This window comes from Bosea vestrisii (assembly GCF_030144325.1).
GTDB lineage: Bacteria > Pseudomonadota > Alphaproteobacteria > Rhizobiales > Beijerinckiaceae > Allobosea > Allobosea vestrisii_A.
The window spans coordinates 3,766,154-3,789,364 of sequence record NZ_CP126307.1; the positions used below are offsets into that span (position 1 = coordinate 3,766,154).

General features: G+C 67.3%; 22 protein-coding genes and 2 pseudogenes. 9 read left to right on the forward strand and 15 right to left on the reverse strand.

Features of this window, described 5'->3' with window-relative positions:
* Positions 1-2: 2 nt before the first annotated feature.
* The 6 genes from QO058_RS18615 to QO058_RS18640 are packed head-to-tail and all read left to right on the forward strand — an operon-like array spanning position 3 to position 5,010.
* On the forward strand, positions 3-944 hold the full coding sequence (locus tag QO058_RS18615; RefSeq protein WP_284167758.1) for an ABC transporter permease: 942 nt from the start codon (positions 3-5) through the stop codon (positions 942-944).
* A gap of 33 nt (positions 945-977) precedes the next feature.
* Entirely contained in the window at positions 978-1,919 is a 942-nt protein-coding gene (locus tag QO058_RS18620; RefSeq protein WP_284167759.1) for a sugar ABC transporter substrate-binding protein, read from the forward strand.
* On the forward strand, positions 1,916-2,686 hold the full coding sequence (locus tag QO058_RS18625) for an ATP-binding cassette domain-containing protein (protein ID WP_284167760.1): 771 nt from the start codon (positions 1,916-1,918) through the stop codon (positions 2,684-2,686). Before QO058_RS18620 ends, QO058_RS18625 begins: the two co-directional genes overlap by 4 nt.
* Position 2,687: 1 nt before the next feature.
* On the forward strand, positions 2,688-3,617 hold the full coding sequence (locus tag QO058_RS18630) for a nucleoside hydrolase (RefSeq protein ID WP_284167761.1): 930 nt from the start codon (positions 2,688-2,690) through the stop codon (positions 3,615-3,617).
* 12 nt (positions 3,618-3,629) lie between these two features.
* Positions 3,630-4,151 carry a hypothetical protein gene (locus tag QO058_RS18635; RefSeq protein WP_284167762.1) on the forward strand — a complete coding sequence of 174 codons (522 nt, stop codon included), beginning with the start codon at positions 3,630-3,632 and terminating at the stop codon, positions 4,149-4,151.
* Positions 4,152-4,161: 10 nt separating this feature from the next.
* Positions 4,162-5,010, forward strand: coding sequence for a GNAT family N-acetyltransferase (locus QO058_RS18640; protein WP_284167763.1), 849 nt, complete (start codon positions 4,162-4,164; stop codon positions 5,008-5,010).
* On the opposite strand, the gene QO058_RS18645 is transcribed toward QO058_RS18640, so the two are convergent.
* On the reverse strand, positions 4,991-5,884 hold the full coding sequence (locus QO058_RS18645; RefSeq protein ID WP_284167764.1) for a nickel/cobalt efflux transporter: 894 nt from the start codon (positions 5,882-5,884) through the stop codon (positions 4,991-4,993). The two genes, QO058_RS18640 and QO058_RS18645, sit on opposite strands and share 20 nt — an antisense overlap.
* 216 nt (positions 5,885-6,100) lie before the next feature.
* Here QO058_RS18645 and QO058_RS18650 point away from each other — a divergent pair, with 216 nt between their 5' ends.
* The 3 genes and pseudogenes from QO058_RS18650 to QO058_RS18660 all read left to right on the forward strand — a co-directional run bounded on the left by QO058_RS18650 (position 6,101) and on the right by QO058_RS18660 (position 8,661).
* Positions 6,101-6,391 carry a metal-sensing transcriptional repressor gene (locus QO058_RS18650; protein ID WP_152015884.1) on the forward strand — a complete coding sequence of 97 codons (291 nt, stop codon included), beginning with the start codon at positions 6,101-6,103 and terminating at the stop codon, positions 6,389-6,391.
* 109 nt (positions 6,392-6,500) lie between these two features.
* Positions 6,501-7,270 (forward strand): annotated as a pseudogene (locus QO058_RS31460) (SDR family NAD(P)-dependent oxidoreductase).
* 86 nt (positions 7,271-7,356) lie between these two features.
* Positions 7,357-8,661, forward strand: a complete 1,305-nt coding sequence (locus tag QO058_RS18660) for an alpha/beta hydrolase (RefSeq protein ID WP_284167765.1) — start codon at positions 7,357-7,359, stop codon at positions 8,659-8,661.
* Positions 8,662-8,670: 9 nt separating this feature from the next.
* Here QO058_RS18660 and QO058_RS18665 read toward each other — a convergent pair whose 3' ends face one another.
* The 14 genes and pseudogenes from QO058_RS18665 to QO058_RS18730 form a co-directional block, all read right to left on the reverse strand.
* Entirely contained in the window at positions 8,671-9,537 is an 867-nt protein-coding gene (locus QO058_RS18665; RefSeq protein WP_284167766.1) for a TonB family protein, read from the reverse strand.
* The gene (gene exbD, locus QO058_RS18670; RefSeq protein ID WP_284167768.1) at positions 9,534-9,986 is read right to left on the reverse strand and encodes a TonB system transport protein ExbD; all 453 of its coding nucleotides are present in this window, start codon (positions 9,984-9,986) and stop codon (positions 9,534-9,536) included. Before exbD ends, QO058_RS18665 begins: the two co-directional genes overlap by 4 nt.
* A 3-nt stretch (positions 9,987-9,989) precedes the next feature.
* A complete protein-coding gene (exbB, locus tag QO058_RS18675; RefSeq protein ID WP_284167769.1) occupies positions 9,990-11,033 on the reverse strand; it encodes a tonB-system energizer ExbB in 1,044 nt (347 codons plus the stop codon).
* Between the two features lie 265 nt (positions 11,034-11,298).
* Positions 11,299-12,711, reverse strand: a complete 1,413-nt coding sequence (locus tag QO058_RS18680) for an FAD-binding oxidoreductase (RefSeq protein WP_284167771.1) — start codon at positions 12,709-12,711, stop codon at positions 11,299-11,301.
* Positions 12,630-13,475: an SDR family NAD(P)-dependent oxidoreductase gene (locus QO058_RS18685; RefSeq protein ID WP_284172945.1), complete on the reverse strand. Its 846-nt coding sequence runs from the start codon at positions 13,473-13,475 to the stop codon at positions 12,630-12,632. Before QO058_RS18685 ends, QO058_RS18680 begins: the two co-directional genes overlap by 82 nt.
* A gap of 2 nt (positions 13,476-13,477) precedes the next feature.
* Positions 13,478-15,217: an SMP-30/gluconolactonase/LRE family protein gene (locus QO058_RS18690; protein WP_284167772.1), complete on the reverse strand. Its 1,740-nt coding sequence runs from the start codon at positions 15,215-15,217 to the stop codon at positions 13,478-13,480.
* Positions 15,157-16,132, reverse strand: a pseudogene (locus QO058_RS18695) (NAD-dependent epimerase/dehydratase family protein). The gene QO058_RS18690 and the pseudogene QO058_RS18695 overlap by 61 nt, the downstream one beginning before the upstream one ends.
* A gap of 5 nt (positions 16,133-16,137) precedes the next feature.
* Complete coding sequence (locus tag QO058_RS18700; protein WP_284167773.1) at positions 16,138-17,259, reverse strand: ABC transporter ATP-binding protein; 1,122 nt, start codon at positions 17,257-17,259, stop codon at positions 16,138-16,140.
* Positions 17,260-17,269: 10 nt separating this feature from the next.
* Positions 17,270-18,100 carry a carbohydrate ABC transporter permease gene (locus QO058_RS18705; protein ID WP_284167774.1) on the reverse strand — a complete coding sequence of 277 codons (831 nt, stop codon included), beginning with the start codon at positions 18,098-18,100 and terminating at the stop codon, positions 17,270-17,272.
* Between the two features lie 10 nt (positions 18,101-18,110).
* Positions 18,111-19,013, reverse strand: a complete 903-nt coding sequence (locus tag QO058_RS18710) for a carbohydrate ABC transporter permease (RefSeq protein WP_284167775.1) — start codon at positions 19,011-19,013, stop codon at positions 18,111-18,113.
* Positions 19,014-19,139: 126 nt separating this feature from the next.
* Entirely contained in the window at positions 19,140-20,417 is a 1,278-nt protein-coding gene (locus tag QO058_RS18715) for an ABC transporter substrate-binding protein (RefSeq protein WP_284167776.1), read from the reverse strand.
* Between the two features lie 26 nt (positions 20,418-20,443).
* A complete protein-coding gene (locus QO058_RS18720) occupies positions 20,444-21,613 on the reverse strand; it encodes a mandelate racemase/muconate lactonizing enzyme family protein (RefSeq protein WP_284167777.1) in 1,170 nt (389 codons plus the stop codon).
* Complete coding sequence (locus QO058_RS18725) at positions 21,613-22,527, reverse strand: dihydrodipicolinate synthase family protein (RefSeq protein ID WP_284167778.1); 915 nt, start codon at positions 22,525-22,527, stop codon at positions 21,613-21,615. Before QO058_RS18725 ends, QO058_RS18720 begins: the two co-directional genes overlap by 1 nt.
* A 160-nt stretch (positions 22,528-22,687) precedes the next feature.
* Positions 22,688-23,167: a copper chaperone PCu(A)C gene (locus QO058_RS18730; RefSeq protein WP_284167779.1), complete on the reverse strand. Its 480-nt coding sequence runs from the start codon at positions 23,165-23,167 to the stop codon at positions 22,688-22,690.
* Positions 23,168-23,211: the final 44 nt, after the last annotated feature.

Consider the following 23,211-nt stretch of genomic DNA (forward strand, 5'->3'; position numbering starts at 1 on the left):
CGATGCGCGAGATCATCGGCCGCTACGGCACTGCGCTCGCCGGCCTCGCCTTGATCATCTTCTTCGTCGCCTTCGCGCCGAACTTCGCGACGACGATGAACGTCGTCAACGTGCTGAAGGATACGAGCTTCCTCGCCATCCTGGCGCTCGGCTTCGCGCTTGCCTTCACCGTCGCCGAGCTCGATCTCTCGATCGCCGAGATGGCGAGCCTCGCCGCCGTCGTCTGCGGCTGGCTGGTGCAGCTTCAGTATCCGCCGCTGGTCGCGGTCCTGGCTGCCCTCTCGGTCGGGGCGCTGCTCGGCGGGCTCAACGGCTACGGCGTCACCGTGCTGCGCATCCCCTCGCTGATCATGACACTCGGCACGGCCGCGATAGCCAAGGGCTTCGCCTTCATGATCACGCAGGGCGTCGCCTTCGTCGGGCGCTGGCCGGTAAGCTTCACTGGGCTGGCGCGCGGCTACACCTTCGGCATCCCCAATCTCGTGCTCTGGTTGACCGGCGTCACCCTCTTTGCCTGGGGCCTGGTCAAATGGACCCGCATCGGCGCCCATATGGTCGCCACCGGCGAGGCGGACGAGGCTGCGCGGCTCTCCGGCATCGCGACGGGGAAGATGAAGCGCATCGGCCTGCTCCTCTCCGGCATCCTTGCGGCGATCACCGCCGTGCTGCTCGCCGCCAACCTGTCCTCGGCTGCGCCGAACATGGCTGGTGACTATCTGCTTTACGCCATCGCCGCCGTGCTGCTCGGCATGACCATGTTCGAGCCGGGCAAGCCGAACGTGCCCGGCACCGTCTTCGCGGCGCTGGTGCTGAAGGTGCTCGGCAACGGTTTGGTGCTGCTGGGCGCGCCCTACTACGTTCAGGACATCGTTCTCGGTGCCATCATCATCGGCTCGGTCGCCTTCTCGGCCAGCGTGATGAAGAAGGCGGCGTTCAAGGTCTGAAAGCTCACAACGATAACGAGGGGAGAGGTTGTCATGGTCGGTTTGAAGAGAGTTGTGCTGGCGGCCGCTGCCGTCATCGGTCTCGGGCAGGGGGCTCAGGCCTTCGAGCTCGGTGTCATCGGCTTCCAGTTCTCGTCGGAGACGCATGCCCGCGTCGCCAATGCCGCCACGGCCGCCGCCAAGGCCAAGGGCTGGAACGTCACGCTGCTGAACTCGGAAGGCGCGCTGCCCAAGCATGCCGAGCAGTTCGATGCGCTGATCGCCAAGAAGGTCGACGCGATCATCATCGCCATGGGCAAGCCGGTCGAGGCCGACGCCCAGTTCAAGGCGGCCAAGGACGCCAAGATCCCGGTCATCACCGTGCAGTCGGGCTCGAGCCCGCATGCACTCTTCGATATCCAGACCAACGAGTACAAGGTCGGCGCCGAGGCCGCGCTCTATCTGCTCGGCCAGCTCGGTTATCAGGGCAACATCGTCACCGCCCGCTTCGACCTCAATGTCGCCTCGCGCATCCGCGGCAAGCTGCTCGATGCCGTGCTCTCGGAGAACCAGGCGGTGAAGGAGCTCGGCAAGTTCTCGATGGCGCGCACCCAGAGCTGGCGCGACGATGTCCGCGCCGGCATGCAGGCGCTGCTGCTGCAGAACCAGGGCAAGATCAACGGCATCTGGGCCTCGTTCGACGGCCAGGCCTACATCATCGACGACCTCCTGCAGGCTCAAGGGGTGAAGAAGGGCCAGATTCCGCTGGTCTCGGTCGATGGCGGCAAGGAGACCTATGCCCGCATCGCCGACCCAGCCTCGACCTTCACCGCCACCGTCTCGATCCCGTTCGAGGAGATGGGCAAGCAGGCGGTCGACGCGATCCAGACGATCGTCGTCGACAAGAAGCCGAAGGAGACGATCACCTCCGGCCCCTATCTCTTCACCGACGCCGTGCTGGTCGACAAGAACAACGTCCAGCAGTTCCTGAAGTGAACTCGCTGACCGCCACCCCCATCCTCTCGCTTCGCGGCATCGGCAAGAGCTACGGCCCGGTCGTGGCGGTGCGCGAGGTCGATCTCGATATCTTTGCCGGCGAGGTCGTTGCCATCTGCGGCGACAACGGCGCCGGCAAGTCGAGCCTGATCAAGGTCGTCTCCGGCGCCGAGGAGGCGACCTCGGGCACGCTCCAGATGCGCGGCAAGGAGGTCGTCTTCGCCTCGCCGCATGATGCGCTGAGCCATGGCGTCGCGACGATCTACCAGGATCTGGCGCTGGCGCCGCGGCTGTCGATCGCGCAGAACGTCTTCATGGGCTCCGAGCTGACCAGGCCCATGCTGCTGCCGTTCCTGCGCGTGCTCGACAAGAAGAGGATGGCGCAGGAGGCGCGCGGCTTCCTCAAGCAGCTCTCGGTCACCGTCGAGGACATGGACCGGCCGGTCGAGCGGCTCTCCGGCGGCCAGCGCCAGGCGGTCGCGATTTCCCGCGCGCTGCGCTGGAAGGCCGAGATCATCATCATGGACGAGCCGACGGCCGCGCTCGGCGTCAAGGAGACCGCGCTCGTCCTCGACCTGATCCGCAAACTCAAGGCCGACGGCAGGACGGTGCTGCTGATCAGCCACAATATGCGCGACGTGGTCGCGCTCGCGGACCGCGTGGTGATCATGGGCGCTGGCCGCAAATACGTCGACCGGCCGCTCGGCGATCTCACCGCCGACGATCTCAGCCACATGATCATGGCCGGCAATGCCAGGGCGGCGTGAGATGATCAGCGAGATCATCGTCATCGATACCGATCCGGGCCAGGACGACGCCGTCGCCCTGCTGCTCGCCTTCGCCAGCCCGGAGCTCGATCTCAAGGCGATCACCACCGTCGCCGGCAATGTCCCGCTGGCGCTGACCACCGCCAATGCGCTTCGCATTCGGGAGCTCGCCGGCCGCGAGGACGTTCCCGTCCATGCCGGGGCCGATCGGCCATTGCTCTTCCCGCTCTCGACCGCCGAATTCGTCTGCGGACCCGATGGCCTCGCCGGTGCCGATCTGCCGCCGCCGCGCGGCACGGCCAATCCCGGCCACGCCGTCGAGGCGCTGATCGCGATACTGCGCGCCGCGCCGGACGACAGCGTCATACTCTGCCCGCTCGGGCCGCTGACCAATCTCGCGCTTGCCTTCCGGCTGGCGCCGGACGTGCTGCCCAAGGTGAAGCGCATCGTGCTGATGGGCGGGGCGCTGGCGCTCGGCAACATCACCCCGGCGGCCGAATTCAACGTTCATGTCGACCCGCACGCTGCCGCGATCGTCTTCGACTGTGGCCGCCCGATCGTGATGTTGGGCCTCGGCGTCACCCATCAGGCGATCGCCTCGCACGAACAGGTCGCGCGCCTGCTCACTTTCGGCAATGCGGCGGGCAAGGCGGTGCATGGGATGCTGACGCGTCCGCGCCCCGGCGGGCTCGGTACCGCCGGCCATCCCATGCACGATCCCTGCGTGATCGCCTTTCTGCTCTGGCCGGAACTCTTTTCGGGGCGCGACTGTTTTGTCGAGGTCGAGACCGGCGACGGTGCCTTGCGGGGCCGCACCACCATCGACTGGAACGGCCGGCTCAAGCGGCAGGCCAATGCCCATGTCGTCGCGAGCGTCGAGGCGGAGGCGCTGTTCCAGCGCCTGTTCGACCGGCTCGCGACGTTGCCCTGAGCGGAGGTTCGGATGGCCCATTTCGTCGAGGAGCTGCAGCTCGAGGCCGAGCGTGCGATCATGGCGATGCAGACCGCTGCGCTCGCCGCCCGCCAGCTCCACGCCCGCGCCGAACTGATGCGCCATATGCTGACCACCGCGCGCAAGGTCGCGGGAAAGCCGAAGGCCGAGGCCGTCGAGACGGTGGTGCGCGAATGGATGGCCGCCTGGAATCTCGGGCGCCAGGACTGGCCGCATATCGCCCGCGAGATGGAGACCTTCACCGCCACCTTCCACGATTATGCGAATGAGCCCGGCGATCGGAACGACGCGGCGCTCCGACGCGCTTGCGACGCGCTCGATGCTGCCCTCGCTCGCGAGAACACCTCGATCAGCGATCAGATGGCCTTCCGCTCGCAATGCGCCCATCGCTGGTGGGAACTGGTCGTGCCGGTACCGTCCGACCTGCCGGACGCGAAGCCGCGCCCCTCGGTGCCGCCTCTCGATGGCCAGGCGCCGTTCTGGCAGTCCGGCTGCGCCGAATTCTGCCGCTGAGGGCCGGCTGATGACGTCGATCCAGCTGACGCTTCGTCCCGCCGGCCTGCCCGATGCCGATGCCTGCCAAAGCCTTTCGGCGGCGATCGACTGGCCGCATCGGCGCGAGGATTGGGAGTTTGCGCTCGCGCTCGGCCAGGGCTTCATCGCGTCGAGCGAGGAGGAGGTCGTCGGCATCGGGCTCTGGTGGGGCTTTGGTGCGACCCATGCCACGCTCGGCACGATCGTCGTCGCACCGGATTGGCAGGGGCAGGGCATCGGCAAGTTGCTGACCGAGCAACTGATCGCGGCGACCGAGGGGCAGACGCTTGGGCTCGTCGCCACGGCACAAGGCGAGCCGCTCTATGCCAAATACGGCTTTGTCGCCATCGACGAAGTGCGCCAGCACCAGGGCGGTTGGCCGGAACTTGGCGCGCCCGTCCTCGCCGCGAACGAGAGTATGCGTCCGGCCGCCGCGGCCGATTTGCCGCTATTGGCGCAACTCGACGGCGAGGCGACGGGCCTGCCGCGTGCGCCCGTCCTCGAAGCGCTGCTTGCCAGAGGCCATGCGATCCTGATCGAACGCGACGGGGCGCCCGCCGGCTTCGGCTTCCTGCGCCGGCACGGGCATGGCTGGCTGATCGGCCCGGTTGCGGCCGTCGATGATGCCGCCGCCTGCAATCTGATCGCGGCGCTGCTTGCCGCCCGTCGCGGCGATTTCGTCCGCATCGATGTGCCGGCCCGCACCGGCCTCGGCGCCTGGCTGAGCGAATGCGGCCTGCCGCTCGTCGCCTCCAGCGTCGTGATGGAGCGTGGTGCTGCGCCGGTCGCGCCCGGCCCGATGCATCGTTTTGCGCTGGTCAACCAGGCGATAGGCTGACCAGCATCGCCGCGGCCTGCCGAGCTTGCGCCTGCAGCCCGCTCCAGCCGTGCCAGATCGTGTAGAGCCCGACCATAACGATCAGCACGCCGGAAAAATAGGGCGCCCGCGCCGCGATCGTCGACAGCCAGCTGGAGCGCTTCTCGGCGGCGCGCAAGCTGAGCGAGGCGACGACGCCGACCGAGACCAGCGTGATCGCCAGCCCGATCGAGAAGCACAGCACCAGCACGGCGCCGAGCGCGACCTCGCGCAATTGCATGCAGATCAGCAATACGGTGATCGCCGCCGGACAGGGGATCAGCCCGCCGGTCAGCCCGAACAACACGATCTGCCAGGTCGTCACCGGCCGGTCGGCGAACCGTCGGCGGATGTCCTCGGCATGGGCGCGCTGATGGGCGTCCATCGGCTCATCGTCGGCAGTCTCGCAGTGATCTTGGCTGCGCCCGTGCGAGTGGCCATGAGCATGGGAATGCCCGTAGCTGTGGCCATGACCGTGGCTGTGTCCATGCCTGTCCGGTCGCAACGCGCGCTGCTCGCGCCAGGTCCGCCAGAGCATCCAGAGCGCAATGGCGATGATGATCGCACCGGAGGCGAGCTGGAACCAGGGTTCGGTCGCCTCGGCGTCGAGGTCGCGCGCCAAATAGAGGCCGCCGAGCGCTACGCCCCAGACGACGAGCGTATGCGAGAGCGTCGCGGCGAGGCCGAGCAGCAGGGCCTGCAGGACAGAGCCGCGGATGGCGACGATGAAGGCTGCCATCATCGTCTTGGAATGGCCGGGCTCGAGCCCGTGCAGGGCGCCCAGTAGGATCGCACTCGGAATGAAAAGCCAGGCATGGCCAGCGCCTTGCGCCAGCAACTCGGTGAAGGTCGGCACGAAAATAATGCTCCGGATCCGGAACGGATCGGGCGCTGCCGTGCCGTCCGGCCTTGCCGGAGCTGGTCGGGGGCGCCCGTCTCATCCTCGCCCGCCCGACCGTCGGGATGCGCCCGGTCTTGCGCCGGCGCCTGCCTGATCGGGGTCCGCTTGTGCAGCGGCTATGTCGGTCTATAACCTCCTGGGGAGGATGTGATCAAGCTGCGGGATCGGGGAATGCAGGACGAAGAACACGCCAGGATCCACCATCACCGGCACCCGGAGATCATCACGCGGCTGAAGCGGGCCGAAGGGCACCTTCGCTCGACCATCGAGATGGTCGCCAATGTCCGCTCCTGCCTTGAGATCGCGCAGCAATTGCAGGCGGTCGAAGGGGCCATCGCCAATGCCCGCAAGATCCTGATCCAGGAGCATATCGGCCATTGCCTGGAGGAGGCGGCCGGCAGTCTCCCGGATGAGGCCCGCGGGCTGCTCGCCGAATTCAAGGCGATGACCAAGTTCCTTTGAGGCCGTGTCAGCGAATGGCGGGGTTGCCGAACCGGTGCTGGCGGTTCTGAGCTTGGTCGCGCAAGATCGCTCCTGAAACGATTTAGGCTCGGATCCGACGGGAGGAATTATGCTTGAAGATCTCAAAGGGCTGCGCGCCCTTGTCACCGGTTCCAGCACCGGCATCGGCGCTGCGGTCGCCAAAGCCTATGCCGCCCACGGCATGCGTGTCGTCGTGCACTACAAGTCGAGCGAGGCCGAGGCGAACGCCGTCGCTGCCGCGATCAGGTCCGCGGGTGGCGAGGCCCATGTGCTGCAGGCCGATGTCGCCGACAGCGCGCAGGCGGTCGATCTCGTCAACAAGGCTGCCGACAAGCTCGGCGGGCTCGACGTCCTCGTCAACAATGCTGGCGCGCTGGTGAAGCGTACGCCGATCGCCGAGGTCGAGGACGAATTCTTCGACGCCGTGGTCGATCTCAACGTCCGCTCGGTGGTGATGGCGTCCAAGCGGCGGCGCTGCCCTATCTGAAGACATCCGGCAGCAAGGCGAGCGTGATCAATCTCAGCTCGATTGCGGCGCGCAATGGCGGCGGCCCCGGCTCCTCCCTCTATGCCAGCTCGAAGGCTTTCGTCCTGAACCTGACCCGCGGCATGGCCAAGGAGTTTGTGCCCTTCGGCATCCGCGTCAACGGCGTCTCGCCGGGCGTGATCATGACGCCGTTCCACGAGCGTTATTCGACGGCTGAGCAGATCGAGGCGATGCGCAAGACCGTGCCGATGGAGCGCGTCGGCACGCCGCAGGACAATATCGGCGTCTTCCTCTTCCTCGCCAGCCCCGCGATGAGCGGCTACATCACCGGCCAGACCATCGAGGTCAACGGCGGCCAGTACATGGTCTGACCGCCACTGTGGCTTCGGTGTCCTTGACGGGTGTCGTTGCGGCCGAGCATGGTCCGGGCTGCAAGCGGGACCTTGGGTAGTCAGTGATGCCGATCAGCCGCAACCTGCTGCCGCCAGCCGCCCGATTTGGCGGGCGGGTTCCGGCAACCGTCTTCACGGCGGTTTTCCTCGCCGGTTGCGCCGGCGATGTGAAGGGCGTTCTAACGCCCGTCACCAGCACAGTGCCCGGCACCAGCAAGGTCACCATGCTGGTGGCGACGACGCGCGCCGCCGATCCCGATGCCGGTGTGCTGTTCTCCGGTGAGCGCGGCAAACCGTCCTATGTCGAGATGACGATCTCGCTGCCGCCCGATGCGCGCCGCAAGATCGGCGAAGTGCAGTGGCCGAGCCGGCTGCCGGGCAATCCCGAGACCGATTTCGTCACCCTCAAGGTCGACAAGCTCGACGCTAAGACCGGGCTGGCGCGCCTGCACGAGCGTGTCTCGCGCGTGCCGAAGCGCCGCGTCATGGTGTTCGTCCACGGCTTCAACAACCGCTTCGAGGATGCGGTCTACCGCTTCGCCCAGATCGTCCACGATTCCGATGCCGATGTCGTGCCGGTGCTGTTCACCTGGCCCTCGCGCGGCTCGCTCTTCGCCTATGGCTATGATCGCGAGAGTGCGACCTATTCTCGTAACGCGCTCGAGAGCCTGCTGCAGAACCTCGCGCGCGATCCGGCCGTCGGCGAGGTCTCGCTGCTCGCCCATTCGATGGGCAACTGGGTTGCGTTGGAGTCATTGACCCAGATGGCTGTGCGCAATCGCGGCATCCCGCCGAAGATCGCCAATGTCATGCTCGCCTCGCCCGACGTCGACGCTGACGTCTTCCGCACCCAGATCGCGGAGATGACGGGGCGACGGCCGAAATTCACCCTCTTCGTCTCGCAGGACGACCGCGCGCTCGCGGTCTCGCGTCGGGTCTGGGGTGGCAAGGATCGCCTCGGCGCCGTCGACCCTGATGTCGAGCCCTATAAGAGCGAGTTCGAGGCGGACAAGATCACGGTCCTCAACCTTACCAAGCTACGCACCGGCGACCAGCTCAACCATGGCAAGTTCGCCGAGAGCCCGGAAGTGGTGAAACTCATCGGCACCCGACTCGTCGACGGCCAGCCCATCACCGATTCCCGCATCGGTCTCGGCGACCGGCTGATCGAGGTCACCGGCAGCGCCGCGGCAGCGGTCGGCACCGCTGCCGGCATCGTCGTGTCAGCCCCGGTTGCAGTGATCGACTCGCAGGCCCGTCGCAATCTCGGCGACAGGTTCGAGCATCTCGGCAATAACCTGCACGATACTGGTGCCGCCGTTGGCGACACGGTGACGACCCCGTTCCAGAATCCCGGCAGGCAGCCCTGAGCTGCTGTCTTACCTGCTGAAGCGGATCGGCACCGAGAGCGAGATCGCCCCGCCTCCGCCGACACCTGCCGGCGGCGCCGGAACCGGGCTGGCGCGGCGGATCATCGCCGCCGCCTCGGCGTCCAGCGCGGAATCGCCGGACGAGCCGACAACGCGCGAGGATAGTACATTGCCGCTGCGGTCGATCGCGAAGGCGACCTGGACCGTACCCGGGCTCGCGCCGGACGGGAAGCGCTTGTAGCGGTTGAGATGAGCGATCAGCGAGCCGCGCCAGGAGGCGGTCGAGACCGTCGGCTGGCTGGCCGTGCCCTGCGCCGCGCTGCTCGGGGCGGCGGCGCGCTGCTCGGAGGGCTTCGGCGCCACCGCCTCCTTAGCCCGCTGCTCGACAGGCTTGCGCTCGACGACCTTGGGCTTCGGCTTGGGCCTGTCCTTCTTCTCGACGATCTTCGGCTTCGATTCCGGCTTCTTCTCCACCGGCTTCAACTCGGGCGGAGGCGGCAGCAGCACGGCGTCGAGCTTCGGGATCTGCGGCAGCTCGGGTAGCTTGATCTCCGGCTGCTCGACCGGTGTCGGCTCGGGAAGCGTTTCCGGCTCGGGCTCGGGCGGAGGAGGCTCCTGCTTGACCGGCTCGGGCGGCGGCTCCGGTTCGGCCCGCTCCTGCGCGACCGGCAACTCCTCCGGCGGCGCTTCGGGCGCGACCGAGAGTGCGGCGAGCTCGATCATCACAGCCGGTTGCGGCGCGCCGGCTGCGGCTTCCGTCGGCCGCCAGTTTACGCCGACCCAGGCGAGCCCGCCATGAAGGGAAGCGACAGTCAGTGCCGCTGCACCCCAGCGCAGGGCAGCGAGCCAGCGGCGATCGGGAGCAGGCGTGATCACGGCTTGCCCGCTCCCTGAGCGGCGCCCTGGCCGGTATCCTCGAGCCCGACCAGCGCGATCTTGAGATAGCCGGCCTGGCGCAGCTTGTTCATCACCTCCATCAGCTCGCGATAGGCCACCGCCCCGTCGGCGCGCAGGAAGACGCGCTGCTCGCGGTCATGGCTGGTCTGCTGGTCTAGCACCGCCTGCAATTGCTCGCGCGGCACGGTGTCGTTGCCAAGTGCGAGCGAGAGGTCCTGCTTGACGGTCAGGAAGATCGGCTTGTCGGGCCGCGGCTGTGTCTGCGCGTTCGAGACCGGCAGATCGACTGCGACGTCGACCGTCGAGAGCGGCGCCGCGACCATGAAGATGATCAGCAGCACCAGGATCACGTCGATGAACGGCGTGACATTGATCTCGCTGACTTCGCCGAGATCGCCGTCCTGCGGCTCCTTGAGCGAGACGGCCATTGCTTACTCCGCCGGAACGCGCGGCATCGCTGCCGGTTGAGGCACAGCATGCAGGTTGGCGCGGACCTGTTGCGCCGCCTGGCGGCGTGCCCGTTCGAGATCGCGCGAGAGATGGCGCAGCACTTCGCCTGAAGCGTCCGAGAGTGTGGCGCGGTAGCCGGCGATGGCGCGGGCGAAGACGTTGTAGATGATCACCGCGGGAATCGCGGCGACGAGGCCGATCGCGGTTGCGAGTAGCGCCTCGGCAATGCCCGGCGCGACCACGGCGAGGTTGGTCGTCTTCGACTGGCTGATGCCGATGAACGAGTTCATGATCCCCCAGACCGTGCCGAACAGTCCGACAAAGGGGGCAGTCGAGCCGATGGTGGCGAGCAGGCCGGTACCGCGTGCCATCGAACGGCCCGCACGCGCCTCTATCCGCGACAGAGCGATCGCCGCACGCTCCTTGATGCCGTCCTCACCGAGATCGCCGGAGCGCTCGCGCTCGCTCTGGGTGGCCCCGACCAGTTCAGCCACGGTGCCGCGCGCCCGGCCCGTGCGCCCGGTGATCGCCTGCGCCGCTTCGTCCAGGCTCGCGGCTTCCTCCAGCCGGCGCACGGCCCGCTGCGCCCGTGTCTTGGCAGCGGCGAGCTCGAGCACCTTGGCGAGCCAGATCGTCCAGGTCACCAGCGAGGCGAAGGCGAGGCCAAGCATCACCGCCTTCACGACGATGTCTGCGGCCATGAACATGCCCCAGGGCGACAAATCGTGCGGCAAGGTTGCCTGGGCCGTCACGGGGGTAGGTATCGGATTGGGCGTCGGGGCCGGGATGGTCGCAGGGAGAGCAGTCGGCGCCGGGACGGCCGGGGCGATCTGGCCAATGGGGGCCGGAGCCCCCGGCGCGGCGGCGCTCGGCGCCGGTACAGCTCCGCCATGGGCGCCGGAAGGACTCTGCTGGGGAGCGGGCGTGGCTTCGGTCGGCGCGGTCTGGGCAAGGCCGATGGAGCTGGTCATCGGGGTGGCGGCGAGGCTCGCCGCGAACAGGATTGTACCGATCAAACGCTGCATCGACTCTGGTCCACGGTCTTGCGACGCCCCTCACTGGCGGGAGCGCTTTCAGGGCGAGGCCGGCCTCAATGGGAGCGTCCTCGGGCGATCGCGGAGTGCCGGCCCGGAAAGGACGGCGTCGAAGGCGACCGTCCCCAGCAGTTAAACCAGAGCGAATTGGTTAGCAAATACAATAGTTTACACGTATTCTAAAGTAACGCGCCCGCTGCTTTCTGTCCGGAACAGTTCAAGTATTCCGGGGGCTTCGCCCGGTCACAGGGTCGCTTCACCTTCGCGCGAGCACCGTGCCGGGATTGAGGATGCCGAGCGGATCGAAGGCCTGCTTGACTGCCTTCATGAGCTCCAGCGCCTCCGGCTGGGCCGACTGCAACAGTGCGGTGGTGAGGCTACGGCCGATGCCGTGCTCGGCTGTGATGCTGCCATCGAAATCGCGGATGATCGCGAAGACTTGCTCGTTGACGGCCGGGGCGAGATCCGCGCGCCGCTCCGCCGGCATCTCCCGTGGAAACAGCAGGATGACATGGATGTTGCCGTCGCCGACATGGCCGACAAAGAGCGTTCTGGCCTTCGGGAAGCGCTCGGCCGCCATTGCCTCGACGGCTGCGATGAAGGCCGGCACGTCGGCGACCGCAACGCTGGTGTCATGCGAGACGATCGGGCCAGCACGGCGGTTCGCCTCCGCGACGGCGAAGCGCAGATGCCAGATCGCCTTGGCCTGCGCCTCGCTCTGCGCGATGGCCGCGTCCTGCAACACGCCCTGCTCCAGTGCCGCCGCGAGAGTCTCGGTCAGCAACTCGGCAACCCGCCCGGCCGGGTCGCTATCGGCGAGCTCGATGAAGACATACCAGCTGTGCCGCCGTTCGAGAGGAAGGGAGGTGCCGGGCACGAGGTCGAGGGTGAGCCCCATCTCGGCGTTGCACATCAGTTCGAAGCTGGAGATGCGCTCGCCCGCCGATTGCTTCAGCACGGACAGCAGCTTCAGCGCGGCCGATGGGCTGTCGAGGCCGCACAGCGCCGTTGCGCTGACCCGTGGCCTTGGGAAAAGCCTGAAGGTCGCTGCCGTCACGATTGCAAGCGTGCCTTCCGAGCCGATCACGAGTTCCTTCAGCGCATAGCCGGCATTGTCCTTGCGCAGCGGCTTCAGGCCCTCGATCACGGCACCGTCGGCCCGGACATATTCGAGACCGAGCACGAGAGCGCGTGTGGTGCCGTAGCGGATGACGTTGATGCCGCCCGCATTGGTCGAGACCACGCCGCCGATCTGGCAGGAGCCCTCGCTGCCCAGGCTGAGCGGGAAGAGCCGGTCCTTGGCCGCGGCGGCCTGCTGGACATCGGCGAGGATGCAGCCGGCCTCGGCGGTCAGCGTGTCGCCCTCGACATCGACCGCCCTGATCCGGTTGAGGCGCACCAGCGAGAGCACGACCGCCTTGCCCGAGCCATCCGGAGTCGCCCCGCCCGAGAGCCCGGTGTTGCCGCCCTGAGGCACCACTGGTGTGCGGGTCGCCGTGGCCCAGCGCAGGATGGTCGAGACCTCTTCCACTGTGCGGGGACGCAGCAGCGCGAGCGCCGCGCCGCGATGCTTGCCGCGCCAGTCGGTCAGATGCGGTGCCAGCGCCTGCGGGTCGGTGACGATGGCGGCCGGATCGAGCCCGGCGCGCAGGTCGTCGAGCGCAGCCATCCTCTCCAGACCGTGCCGGCATCGACGATGAAATTCTGGCCGGCGCACATGCGCGAGACGTCGGAGCAGAGGAACAGCACCATCTGCGCGATGTCTTCCGGCAGGATATCGCCCTTCAGCGCCTGTGCGGCCTGGTTGGCCGCGCCCTTCTCTGGCGTCCACCAATTGGTGCGCTGGCGCTCGGTCATCACCCAGCCGGGCGTGACGCAATTGACCCTGATGCCATCCGGCCCGAGCGCCCGCGCCAGCGAGCGGGTGAAGCCGATCACCGCCGATTTCGCAGTGGTGTAGGCGATCATGTGCGGCGAGCCTTTCATCCACGAGGTCGAGGACAGGTTGACGAGCGCGCCGCCGCCGAGGCCGCGCATGTCCGGCGCCAGCGCCTGCGCTACGAACATCATCGGCCGGAGGTTCACGGCGAGGCGATCGTCCCAGTACTCCGGCGTCACCGCATCGAAATCGTGGCGCTCGTCATGGCCGGCATTGTTGACGCCGATGGCGAAGGGGCCGTGCAGCGCGCGCGCCGCCGCGATCGCCGCTTGCGTGGCCGGGATGTCGCGTAGATCGACATGATGGAACGAGATAGAGCCGCCGGCGGCCGAAAGCTCGGACGCGAGCTGCTCGCCGCGCTCAGCATCGATGTCGAGGAAGGCGACCTTGGCGCCCTGCCGCGCCAGCGCCTCGACAATGGCGCGGCCGATGCCGTCAGCGCCGCCGGTGACCAATGCCGCCTTGCCGGCGAGATCGGGATAGCTGGCCTCGATCCTCACCCGCCGAACTCCGGCGCGGGCAGGCCGGGCACATCGACCGGCAAGGTGAAGAGGCCGCCCGAGAACGGCGCCTCGGCCAGCATCCGCGAGGGCAGGCGGATGCGCGCCGTGGTGATGAACAGCGTCTTCAGGTCGGGGCCGCCGAAGGCGAGGCTGGTCGGGCGGGGCACCGGCAGCCAGACCTCGCGATCGAGCCGGCCGTCCGGGGCATAGCGGTGCAGGCACCAGCCATCCCAGATCGCGCACCAGACGAAGCCCTCGGCATCGACTGCGAGCCCGTCCGGCCGGCCGGCGACCTCGGCGAAGACGCGGCGATTGGCGAGCGTCCCGGCCTTGGCCTCGAACTCATAGGCGTAGATGCGACTATGGGCGGAATCGACGAAGTAAAAGGTTCGGCCGTCCGGGCTCCAGTCGAGCCCGTTGGCGACGGTGAGCCCGCTCTCCTGGCGCTGCCAGGAAAGGTCCGGCGCGATCGCATAGAGTGAGCCGGAGGCGCGGCTGGCGTCGAGCCGCATCGTCCCGGCCCAGAGTCGGCCCTGCCGGTCGCATTTGCCGTCGTTGAAGCGGTTGTCGGGGATGTCGGCTTCGGGATCGGCGAGCGGGGTCAGCCGGCCGCTGGCGAAATCGAAGGCCTCCAGCCCCTCCTGCGTCAGCACCACCAGCCCGCCGCCCCGGCGGCCGAGCACGGCGCTGACCAGGCGCGGCAGCGTCACCTCCTCGTTGTTGCCGGTCGCCGGGTCGAAGCGGTTGACCGAGGGCGCGAGGATGTCGACCCAGTAGAGCCGCTGCTCGCCGGCCGACCAATAGGGCCCCTCGGCGAGATGGGCGCCCCAGGGCAGCACGCATTGGATGTTGGGGTCGACCGGGCGCGTCGAGCGCGGCGCCGGAGAAATGTTCATCTGCGTCGCGCCGACATTGCCGGAGATCTGCCGCGCTGCCGCCATCAGGTCGCGGCCGGTGGTGTGCAGCCGCTCGCGCGTCAGCCGCGAGGACGGGCCGAACACGCCGATCGCCGCGACGGCGCGGCCGGTATGGTCGAAGATCGGCGCGGCGACCGAGGCGACGCCGGCGACATGCTCCTCCTGCGAGACGGCATAGCCGCGGGCCCGGGTCAGCGCGAGGTCGGCGGCGAGTGCCTCCTCCTCGGTGATGGTCGTCTCGGTGAAGCACTCGAGCTTGAGACGGTCGACGAGGGCACGCTGTTCATGCGGCTGGACGAAGGCGAGCAGGGCCTTGCCGCCGGCCGTGCAATGCAGCGGCGCGCGCCGGCCGATCTCGATCCGGAAGCCATAGGGGCCGCCGCGGCTGCGCTGGTCGATATAGAGTACCTCGCCATTGTCGATGGCGCAGAGCGCCGCGGTTTCGCGCGTCTCTTCGGCGAGCCGGTCGAGCGCCGGCGCGCCTGCGCCGCGCAGGTCGAAGGATTCCCAGACGCGGTGGGCGAGCTCGAACAGGCGGTGGCCGAGCCTGTAGGTGTTGTCGCTTTCCTCGTGCCGGATCAGGCGGAAGGTCAGAAGCGTGTTGAGCATGCGCGCCAGCGTGCCCTTGGGCAGGCCGGTCGCGACCTGCAGGTCTCGGAACCGCGGCGGCGCCGAAGCCTCGCCGATCACGTCGAGCAGATAGAGGCCCTTGGCGAGGGCGGCAGCACCGGTCGGGACGTCGCGCTCGTCCGGCGTCAGGACGCGCGCTTCACCCGCGCCTGCGCCGCCTCGCCGATCATGCGCTCGAAGGTCCATTGCGGCTCAAATCCCAGTTCGGTCCGGATCCTGGCGTTCGACGTCTCGTAGAAGACACCGGCGCCCGGCAGGTCGATGGTCTTCAACGGCAGTCCCGTCAACTCCGCCATCATCGGCAGCGCGGCGGCGAAGTCGACGGCTTCGGTCACGCCGAGATTATAGGTGCGACCGGCGGCGCGTTCGTCGGACAGCGCCAGCAGGATGCCGGCGACCATGTCGCGCGTATCGGTGATGTGCATGCGGAAGGGCCGGCCGGCCTCGTTGCGCGATAGCACCAGCGCCTCGCGCCCGTCATCGAGGGCACGCAGGGCCGCCACGGCGGCCGCATTGCCGAAGCCCTCCTGCTGGCGGATCTTCGGATGCAGGAAGAAGCGCGGGCCGGAGAAGAAGCTCCCGGGGTCGAGCAGCTCGCTCGCATCCTGCGTATGAGAGAACCGCAGGATCGTCGCAGGCACGCCACTGGTCCGCTCGTAGAAGCGCACCAGTTCCTCGCCGAGCAGCTTGCTCAGCCCATAGGGCGAGCGTGGCTTCAGCGGATGGTCCTCGTCGATCGGCTGATAGTCCGGCACGTTCTCCGGATAGACCTCGCCGGAGGAAGCGAAGACGAGCCGCTTCGGCTTCATCGCCGCGGCCTCTTCGAGCAGGACGCGCGTGCCCTCGACATTGGCGGTAAACAGCCTGTCGCGGTCGGCGGGCAGCCAGGACATGAAGGCGCCGAGATGCAGGATCGCGTCAGCGCCCTGCACGGCCTCCCCGCGCGGTGGCGCGATCGTCGAAGCCGCCGAGCACCTCGCGATAGGCGGGATGCTCGATACCGCTGGCGCGCAGGTCGAAGCCGGTGACTCGGTGGCCCGCTTCGAGCAATTGGCGGGCGACGCGCGAGCCGACGCGTCCGGCACTGCCGGTGACCAGGATCGCGCTCACTTGATCGCCTCGCCGCTGGCGGCATCGAATACGTGCAGGCGCGCCGGGTCGAAGGAGAGCGTCAATGTCTCCTCCGGCGGCCTTGTATCCGGATTGATCAGGCGCGCGATCAGTGAGGTCCGCCGCGCCTCATCCTCGCCGCTGGAACTCGCCTCGCGGCGGTGTTCCTCGGGGAGGTCGACATAGACATACTGTTCGCTGCCGAGGCTCTCGATCAGCCGCGGTGCCACCGTGAACGAGACCTGCCCTGGACCGGCGGCGATATGCTCGGGCCTGAGCCCAACCACGATATCCTTGCCGGCGAGCGCCGAGGCATTCGCGACAGGCAACCTCACGTCATGGCCGAAAAGTTTGGCCGTGGCTCCGCCGCCCGCAGCCTCGGCCTTCGCCTTGAGGAAGTTCATGCCGGGCGAGCCGATGAAGCCGGCGACGAAGAGATTGGCCGGCTCGCGGAACATCACATCGGGCGAGGCGATCTGCTGGATCACGCCATCCTTCATGATGACGATGCGGTCGGCCATCGTCATCGCCTCGGTCTGGTCGTGGGTGACGTAGATCGTGGTGACGCGCAGCCTTTTGTGCAGGGCGCTGATCTCGGCGCGGGTATGGACGCGCAGTTTGGCGTCGAGATTGGAGAGCGGCTCGTCCATCAGGAAGGCCTGCGGCTCGCGCACGATCGCCCGGCCGAGCGCGACGCGCTGGCGCTGGCCGCCGGAGAGGGCGCGCGGCCGGCGCTCGAGCAGGTGGTCGATGCCGAGGATTTTTGCGGCCTCGGCGACCCGCCGCTCGATCTCGGCCGCGTCGGTGCCGCGCATCTTCAGGCCGAAGCCCATGTTCCTGGCGACCGTGAGATGGGGGTAGAGCGCGTAGTTCTGGAAGACCATGGCGATGTCTCGGTCACCAGGCGCCAGGTCCGTGACATCCCGCTCGCCGATCGCGATCGTACCGGAGGAGGCCTCTTCCAGCCCGGCGAGGATCTTGAGCATGGTCGACTTGCCGCAGCCGGAGGGGCCGACGAGGACGACGAACTCGCCATCGGCGATGTCGAGCGAGAACGCCTTGAGGACGGCGAGCCCGCCATAGGATTTGGTGACGCTGTCGATGCGAATTCCAGCCATGCGGGTTCTCTTACTTCTCGGCCCCGGCCGTCAGGCCGCCGACGAGATAGCGCTCGAGGAAGAGGTAGATCAGGAGGATCGGCAGGGCGACGAGGATGGAGGCGGCGGAGATGTCGCTCCAGTTCGAGATGTACTCGCCCTTCATCGTGGTGATGCCGAGATTGGCGGTCCAGTTGCCCTGGGCGTTGGTCAGGAAGGTGCGGGCATAGGCATAGTCCGACCAGGACAGGACAAAGCCGTAGAGCGCCGTCGCCGCCAGCCCCGGCGCCGAGACCGGCAGGATCACCCGGACCAGCGCGCCGAGCGGCGAGCAGCCGTCGACCATCGCCGCCTGCTCGAGCTCGTGCGGGATAGTGTCGAAATAGCCCTTCAGCATCCACGTCGTGAACGGGATGATCAGCGTGGCGTGCGCCAGGATGATCGACCACAGGCTGCCGATCAGCTCGAGATTGCGGAAGATGCCGAAGAGCGGGATCACTAGCAGCGTCGCCGGCAGCATCTTGGCGGTCAGGATGAAGAGCCCGAGCGACTGGCCGCCGCGCACCCTGAAGCGCGACAGGCTGTAGCCGGCGAGCACCGAGACCACCATCGAGATCGCGACCGCGCCGATGGCGGCGAGTGCCGAATTGCCGAGCCAGAGCAGGATCGGCCGCTCGGCCATGATCTGGCCGAACACGCCCCAGCGCGGCTCAGCTGGCCAGAAGCTCGGCGGCAATTGCCGGAGCTGGCTCGGCTCGGAGAGCGCGGTGACGACGAGCCAGTAGATCGGGAAGACCAGGATGGCGCAGGTCAGGACGACGCCGGCATAGAGCAGGGCGTGACGTGTGGTTTTTCGTCTCATCGCCGCCTCCTCAGATATTGTCCGGTGCGCGGGCGATCATCAGCCGGCTCGCGATCACGCAAACGATCAGGGTGATGACGCCGATGGCGGAGGCGTAGCCCATCTTGAAGAAACCGAAGGCCTGCTCGTAGGTCATGATCGAGAGCGACTGCGTCGCCTTCAGCGGCCCGCCGCCGGTCAGCACGTAGATGATCGAGAAGTCGCGGAAGACCCAGAGCATCACCAGCACGAGCGTGACGCCGATCACCGGCATCAGCGAGGGGATGGTGATGTGGATCAGCCGCTGCCAGGCGCGGGCGCCGTCGACCTTGGCGGCGTTGTAGAAATCCTCCGGGATCGACTGCAAACCGGCCAGCATCATGATCGAGACGAAGGGATAGCCCTTCCAGACCATCACCGTGCAGACCACGGCGAAGGCTGCGTCGGGCGAGGAGAACCAGTTGATCGTCTGGTCGACCAGGCCGAGCTTGATGAAGAGCCAGTTCATCAGGCCGAAGGAGGAATCGAACAGCCAGGCGAAGATCACGACCGCGATCACTTCCGGGATCGCCCAGGGCAGGGCGACGAGCAGCCGCGCCAGCGCCTGGCCCTTGAAGCGGTTGTTGACCAGGAGCGCCGTGCTGAGTCCGAGCAGGAAGCAGAAGAACGAGACGATGGTGACGAGCTTGAAGGTTACCCAGCAGGCGTTCCAGAAATCTTCCGAGGCGAAGAGCCGCTCGTAGTTGGCGGTTGTGAACGGCCGGCGTGGCTGGTCGAGCCGGGCGATGTTGACGTTCTGGAAGGAGAGGTCGACCGAGACGAACAGCGGATAGACGATGATCAGCGCGATCAGCAGCACAGCCGGCGCCAGCAGCAGATAGCCGAGCCAGTGCCGTCGGCTCGGGCGGGCGAGGTCGAGGCTGAAGCCGGGCATGGCAGGGCGTCTCCTGGCGAATTCCGTCATTCTCGGGCGGCGCGGAGCGCCGACCCGAGAATCTCGTGACGAGAGGGCTCTGGTTTCCGAGATGGCCGGGTCAAGCCCGGCCATGACGACTGGATTTCACTGCTTCTGCAGCGCCTCGGCCTTAGCCTGCATGGTCGCCGCGACCGTCTTCGGATCGAGGTCCTGGATGATCATCCGCTGCGATTCTTCCATGACCATCTTGGCGAACTCGTTGAACTGCAGCTCCAGCCCCTTCGGGATCCGGTCGACCTTGGCGTCTGCGGCGGCCTTGGTCGCCTTCACCAGGAGGTCGAAATGCGGCGTGTCCTTGCTCGCGGCCGAGGTGTCGGCGCGCGGCGAGGGCGGCGGCGAGGCGCCGAGCGTCGCATAGCTCGACTGGAACTTGTCCGAGGTCGCGATCGCGATGAAGTCCCAGACCAGCTTCTTGTTGTCCTTCGGTGCATCGGCGGCGATGCCGAGCACGTTGGAGGAGCCGCCGACCGGTGGGTTGAACGGCACCATGCCGAGCTTGATCTGGTCCTTGGCCTTGCCCTTCTGGATGATCGGCCAGAGCCAGGGTCCGTCCATCTTCAGCGCGATCTTGCCGTCGGCGAACATCTGGCGGACCTCGCCTGCGGCTAAGTCGCGCGGGGTCAGGCTGGTCTTGACGATGGTCTTCCAGCGCGACAGGCCCTCGATCATCTCGGGCGTATTGATCGTCACCTTGCCGGCATCGTTGGTCCAGCGCCCGCCGGCATCGAGCGTGTAGTTCATCATCTCGCTCATATACTGGCCGCCGCCGCCCTTGGTCTCGTGGCCGGTGCCGAACTGGTCGACGATGCCATCGCCGTTGAGGTCCTTGGTCAGCTTCTGCGCCGCAGCCAGGAACTCGGCATAGGTCTTGGGAACTTCGAGACCTTCCTTCTTCAGCAGTTCTTCGTTGTAAGCGAAGATGTAGCCGAAATAGAGCATCATCGTGCAGACGGTCTGCTTGTTCCAGGTGCAGGTGTCCTGCCCGGCCCAGCCCTTGAGGTCGAACTTCGCCTCCTTGATGTAAGGATCGAGCGGCTCCAGCCAGCCATTGTCGGCGAATTTCTGGAACTCGAAGGAGGCGAGGTGGACGATATCAGGCGGCTTGCCGCCGGCGAACAGCGTCGTCATCGTGTCGGCATAGGCGCCGCGCTCGACCTTGGTCCATTCGATCTTGACGCCGGGATGGGTCGCCTCGAATTCCTTGATCACCGAGCCCCACCAGTCGCCGACGCCGCGCTCGTCCTTCTGCCAGGAGACGAACTTCAGCACCTTGCCCTGCGCCAGCGCGGCGCCGGGGAGAAAGCCGGCGGCGAGCGCGAGCGCAGCCGCGGACAGTGCAAGTCCAAGCCTCTTCCTCGTCATGGTCTCCTCCTCCCTTGGTTTTATCGTTACAGCCGCTTCAGCAGCTTGAGTGCCTCTTTCGACGGCTCGACCCCGAGGCCGGGCCCGCTCGGCAAACGGTAGAATCCGGCGCTGCAATCCATGTCTCCGAGAAGCAATCGCCGGTTCGGCTCGAAGATCGAATGCTGGAATTCGTGGCATTCGACCGCCGCGAGCGCCGACGACGCGTGCAGGCTCGCGGCCAGGAACAGCCCGATGCCGATCGTGGCGTGCGGGATCACCTTGAGATGATGCGCCTGGGCATAGAGGCCGATGCGCATGAACTCGGTCACGCCCTTATGGCCCATCTCCGGCTGCACGATCGCGCAGGCGCGCCGGGCGACCCGCGGCACGAGATCGTAGACGGTGCGCCATTCTTCGCCCGCTGCGACCGGCGTCAAGACCTTCGAGGCGACATGCGCGAGACCGTCGAGATCCTCCGGCTTCACCGGCGCCTCGGCGAACCAGAGACCGTGCGGCTCCATCGCCCGGATCGCCGCGACGGCCTCCTCCCCGGTATGGACCCAGTGCATGTCGCAGGCGATGCGGGCCTGCGGCCCGAGCCGCTCGCGCAGAGTACTGATCTCCGCGACATTGCCGTCATCGGCGACGGGCGCGGCGAACTTGAAGCTGTCGAAGCCCTTCTCCTGCCATTGCGCGGCGAACTCGGCCCGTTCCGCCCGCGTCGGCTTCGGTAGACCGGAAATGTAAGCCGGCAAGCGTTCATGCTTCTGCCCGCCGAGCAGCTTGACCAGCGGCAGGCCGGAGAGCTTGCCGCAGAGGTCCCAGAGCGCGATGTCGATGGCGGCGAGCGCGTCGAGATAGAAGCCGCCGGTGTAGCCGCGCACCCGCATCAGATCGTAGAGATCATCGTGGATGACACTGACATCGCGGGGGTCGCGCCCGACGACGAACGGGCCGAGCAGGTCGTCGATGATCGCCATCGCCGCGCCGGGCGCGACGATCCCATAGGTCTCGCCCCAGCCGACCGCGCCATCAGCCGTCTCGATCCTGACGACCACGGTGCGATCGACCGTCGGATAGACGGTTCGGTTGCCCTTGCGGACGATATAGCCGTGATCGTTGATGCGCTCGCCCTCGCGCAGCGCGCCGAGATAGGGCGTCTCGCGCGGGATGGTGATCGAGAAGACCTCGACGCGGGCGACGCGCTCGGCCATCACGCCTCTCCGGCGAGGGCAGGCGCGCGCGCTTCGACCGTCATCAGGTCGGCGCAGGCCTCCAGCCAGGCGTCGATCTCGGCGACGTCCCGGGCGTCCATCTGTGGCACCTTTGCCCGTACGATTTGGTTGGTCAGCACGCCGCGCCGCGTCAGCACATGCTTGGTGAAGGCCATGCGGAAATTGAACTGAATCACCAGCAGCGGCAGCGTGCGCATATAGAGATCGCGCGCGCGAGCGAGGTCGCCGGCACGATAGGCCCGGTCCATCGCGACATGGATATCGGCGAGCTCGACCGCGGGCATCGCGCCGCAGGCGTCGCGATTGTATTCGTCGATCAGGTAGCGAGCCCCGCCGCCGCCGATGACGCCCTTCAGATGCGCGGGCTTGCCGGCAACGATCGCCGAGATCGCAAGGCCCGATGGCAGCGTCTCTTCCTTGACATAGATGATCGCCGGGTTGTCGCGAACGATCGCCAGGATCGCCTCGGGCCTGAGGTCGGAACCGCGCGGCGCCGGTGCGTTCTGCAGCACGATCTCGATGCCGGGCGCTGCCGCAGCGATCTCGCGATAGAAGGCCGAGACCGCTTCCGTCGTCGTACCGACGCTCTTCGGCGCCTGGATCATCACATGTGTGATGCCGTTGGCGAGGGCCTCGCGGCAATGCGAGATCGCCTCGAGAGCGGTCGGCGCGCTCGCCCCGGCGACGATCGGCAGCCGTCCGCCGATGCGATTGACGACGACCTTGAGCAGCGCCGTCCGCTCCGCCGCCGAAAGCTCATCGACCTCGCTGGCAAAACCCGGGAACACCACGCCATCGACGCCGCTGGACACGGCGAAGTCGACGATCCCGGCCATCGCCTCGGGATCGACAGCGCCAGCCTCGGTGAACGGCGTCGGCAACACCGGGAGCATGCCCTGTAGCACTGCGTTCCTCCAGTAGATCCATATTATGGATCATTTGTTTTCTAATATGGACCGTACTTCTCACGCTCGGGATCGTCAAGCGCGCATCAAAAAAGCCGCCGGGCATGCGCTCGGCGGCTTCATCGATTTCGCAGCCTCTCGGCGGCGGTCAGTGCTTGTGGGCTTCGGCTGGGGCGCGGGCGCCGACCGACTGCACAGAGAACTCGACCGGAACCGCTCCGGCCTTCTCGAAGGTGAGCGTGCCCTTGACCGTCTCGCCTTCCTTGAGCTGGCGCTTCAGGTCCATGAACATGATGTGATAGCCGCCGGGCTTCAGCTCGGTCTTGGCGCCCGGCTTGAGCTCGACGCCATCGGGCAGGCCGCGCATGGTCATCACGCCGTTGTTGACCGCCATCTCGTGGATCTCGACCTTGCCGGCGATCTCGCTGCTGCCGCCGAGCAGGCGGTCGGGGCTGCTGCCGGTATTGGTGACCGCGACATAACCGCCGGCGACCTTGGCGCCGGCCGGCGTCGCGCGTGTCCAGGGCTGCTCGATCTTGAGGGGGCCGGCCGTGTAATCCTGTGCGAGGGCGGTGCCACAGCCCAACGCGAGGGCCGCAGCAGCGAGGGGAAGGCGAAGTTTGATCATGTCGATGCTCCTTGGGTGATCAAAGCGAGAGTCGGGTCTTGGCG

What these genes read in the sequence shown, in the direction of transcription:
- QO058_RS18615 (WP_284167758.1), top strand. Translation starts at nt 3, where the DNA reads ATGCGCGAGATCATCGGCCGCTACGGCACTGCGCTCGCCGGCCTCGCC.
- QO058_RS18620 (WP_284167759.1), top strand. Translation starts at nt 978, where the DNA reads ATGGTCGGTTTGAAGAGAGTTGTGCTGGCGGCCGCTGCCGTCATCGGT.
- QO058_RS18630 (WP_284167761.1), top strand. Translation starts at nt 2,688, where the DNA reads ATGATCAGCGAGATCATCGTCATCGATACCGATCCGGGCCAGGACGAC.
- QO058_RS18635 (WP_284167762.1), top strand. Translation starts at nt 3,630, where the DNA reads ATGGCCCATTTCGTCGAGGAGCTGCAGCTCGAGGCCGAGCGTGCGATC.
- QO058_RS18640 (WP_284167763.1), top strand. Translation starts at nt 4,162, where the DNA reads ATGACGTCGATCCAGCTGACGCTTCGTCCCGCCGGCCTGCCCGATGCC.
- QO058_RS18650 (WP_152015884.1), top strand. Translation starts at nt 6,101, where the DNA reads ATGCAGGACGAAGAACACGCCAGGATCCACCATCACCGGCACCCGGAG.
- QO058_RS18660 (WP_284167765.1), top strand. Translation starts at nt 7,357, where the DNA reads ATGCCGATCAGCCGCAACCTGCTGCCGCCAGCCGCCCGATTTGGCGGG.
- exbD (WP_284167768.1), bottom strand. Translation starts at nt 9,986, where the DNA reads ATGGCCGTCTCGCTCAAGGAGCCGCAGGACGGCGATCTCGGCGAAGTC.
- exbB (WP_284167769.1), bottom strand. Translation starts at nt 11,033, where the DNA reads ATGCAGCGTTTGATCGGTACAATCCTGTTCGCGGCGAGCCTCGCCGCC.
- QO058_RS18680 (WP_284167771.1), bottom strand. Translation starts at nt 12,711, where the DNA reads ATGGCTGCGCTCGACGACCTGCGCGCCGGGCTCGATCCGGCCGCCATC.
- QO058_RS18690 (WP_284167772.1), bottom strand. Translation starts at nt 15,217, where the DNA reads ATGGACCTTCGAGCGCATGATCGGCGAGGCGGCGCAGGCGCGGGTGAA.
- QO058_RS18700 (WP_284167773.1), bottom strand. Translation starts at nt 17,259, where the DNA reads ATGGCTGGAATTCGCATCGACAGCGTCACCAAATCCTATGGCGGGCTC.
- QO058_RS18705 (WP_284167774.1), bottom strand. Translation starts at nt 18,100, where the DNA reads ATGAGACGAAAAACCACACGTCACGCCCTGCTCTATGCCGGCGTCGTC.
- QO058_RS18710 (WP_284167775.1), bottom strand. Translation starts at nt 19,013, where the DNA reads ATGCCCGGCTTCAGCCTCGACCTCGCCCGCCCGAGCCGACGGCACTGG.
- QO058_RS18715 (WP_284167776.1), bottom strand. Translation starts at nt 20,417, where the DNA reads ATGACGAGGAAGAGGCTTGGACTTGCACTGTCCGCGGCTGCGCTCGCG.
- QO058_RS18720 (WP_284167777.1), bottom strand. Translation starts at nt 21,613, where the DNA reads ATGGCCGAGCGCGTCGCCCGCGTCGAGGTCTTCTCGATCACCATCCCG.
- QO058_RS18725 (WP_284167778.1), bottom strand. Translation starts at nt 22,527, where the DNA reads ATGCTCCCGGTGTTGCCGACGCCGTTCACCGAGGCTGGCGCTGTCGAT.
- QO058_RS18730 (WP_284167779.1), bottom strand. Translation starts at nt 23,167, where the DNA reads ATGATCAAACTTCGCCTTCCCCTCGCTGCTGCGGCCCTCGCGTTGGGC.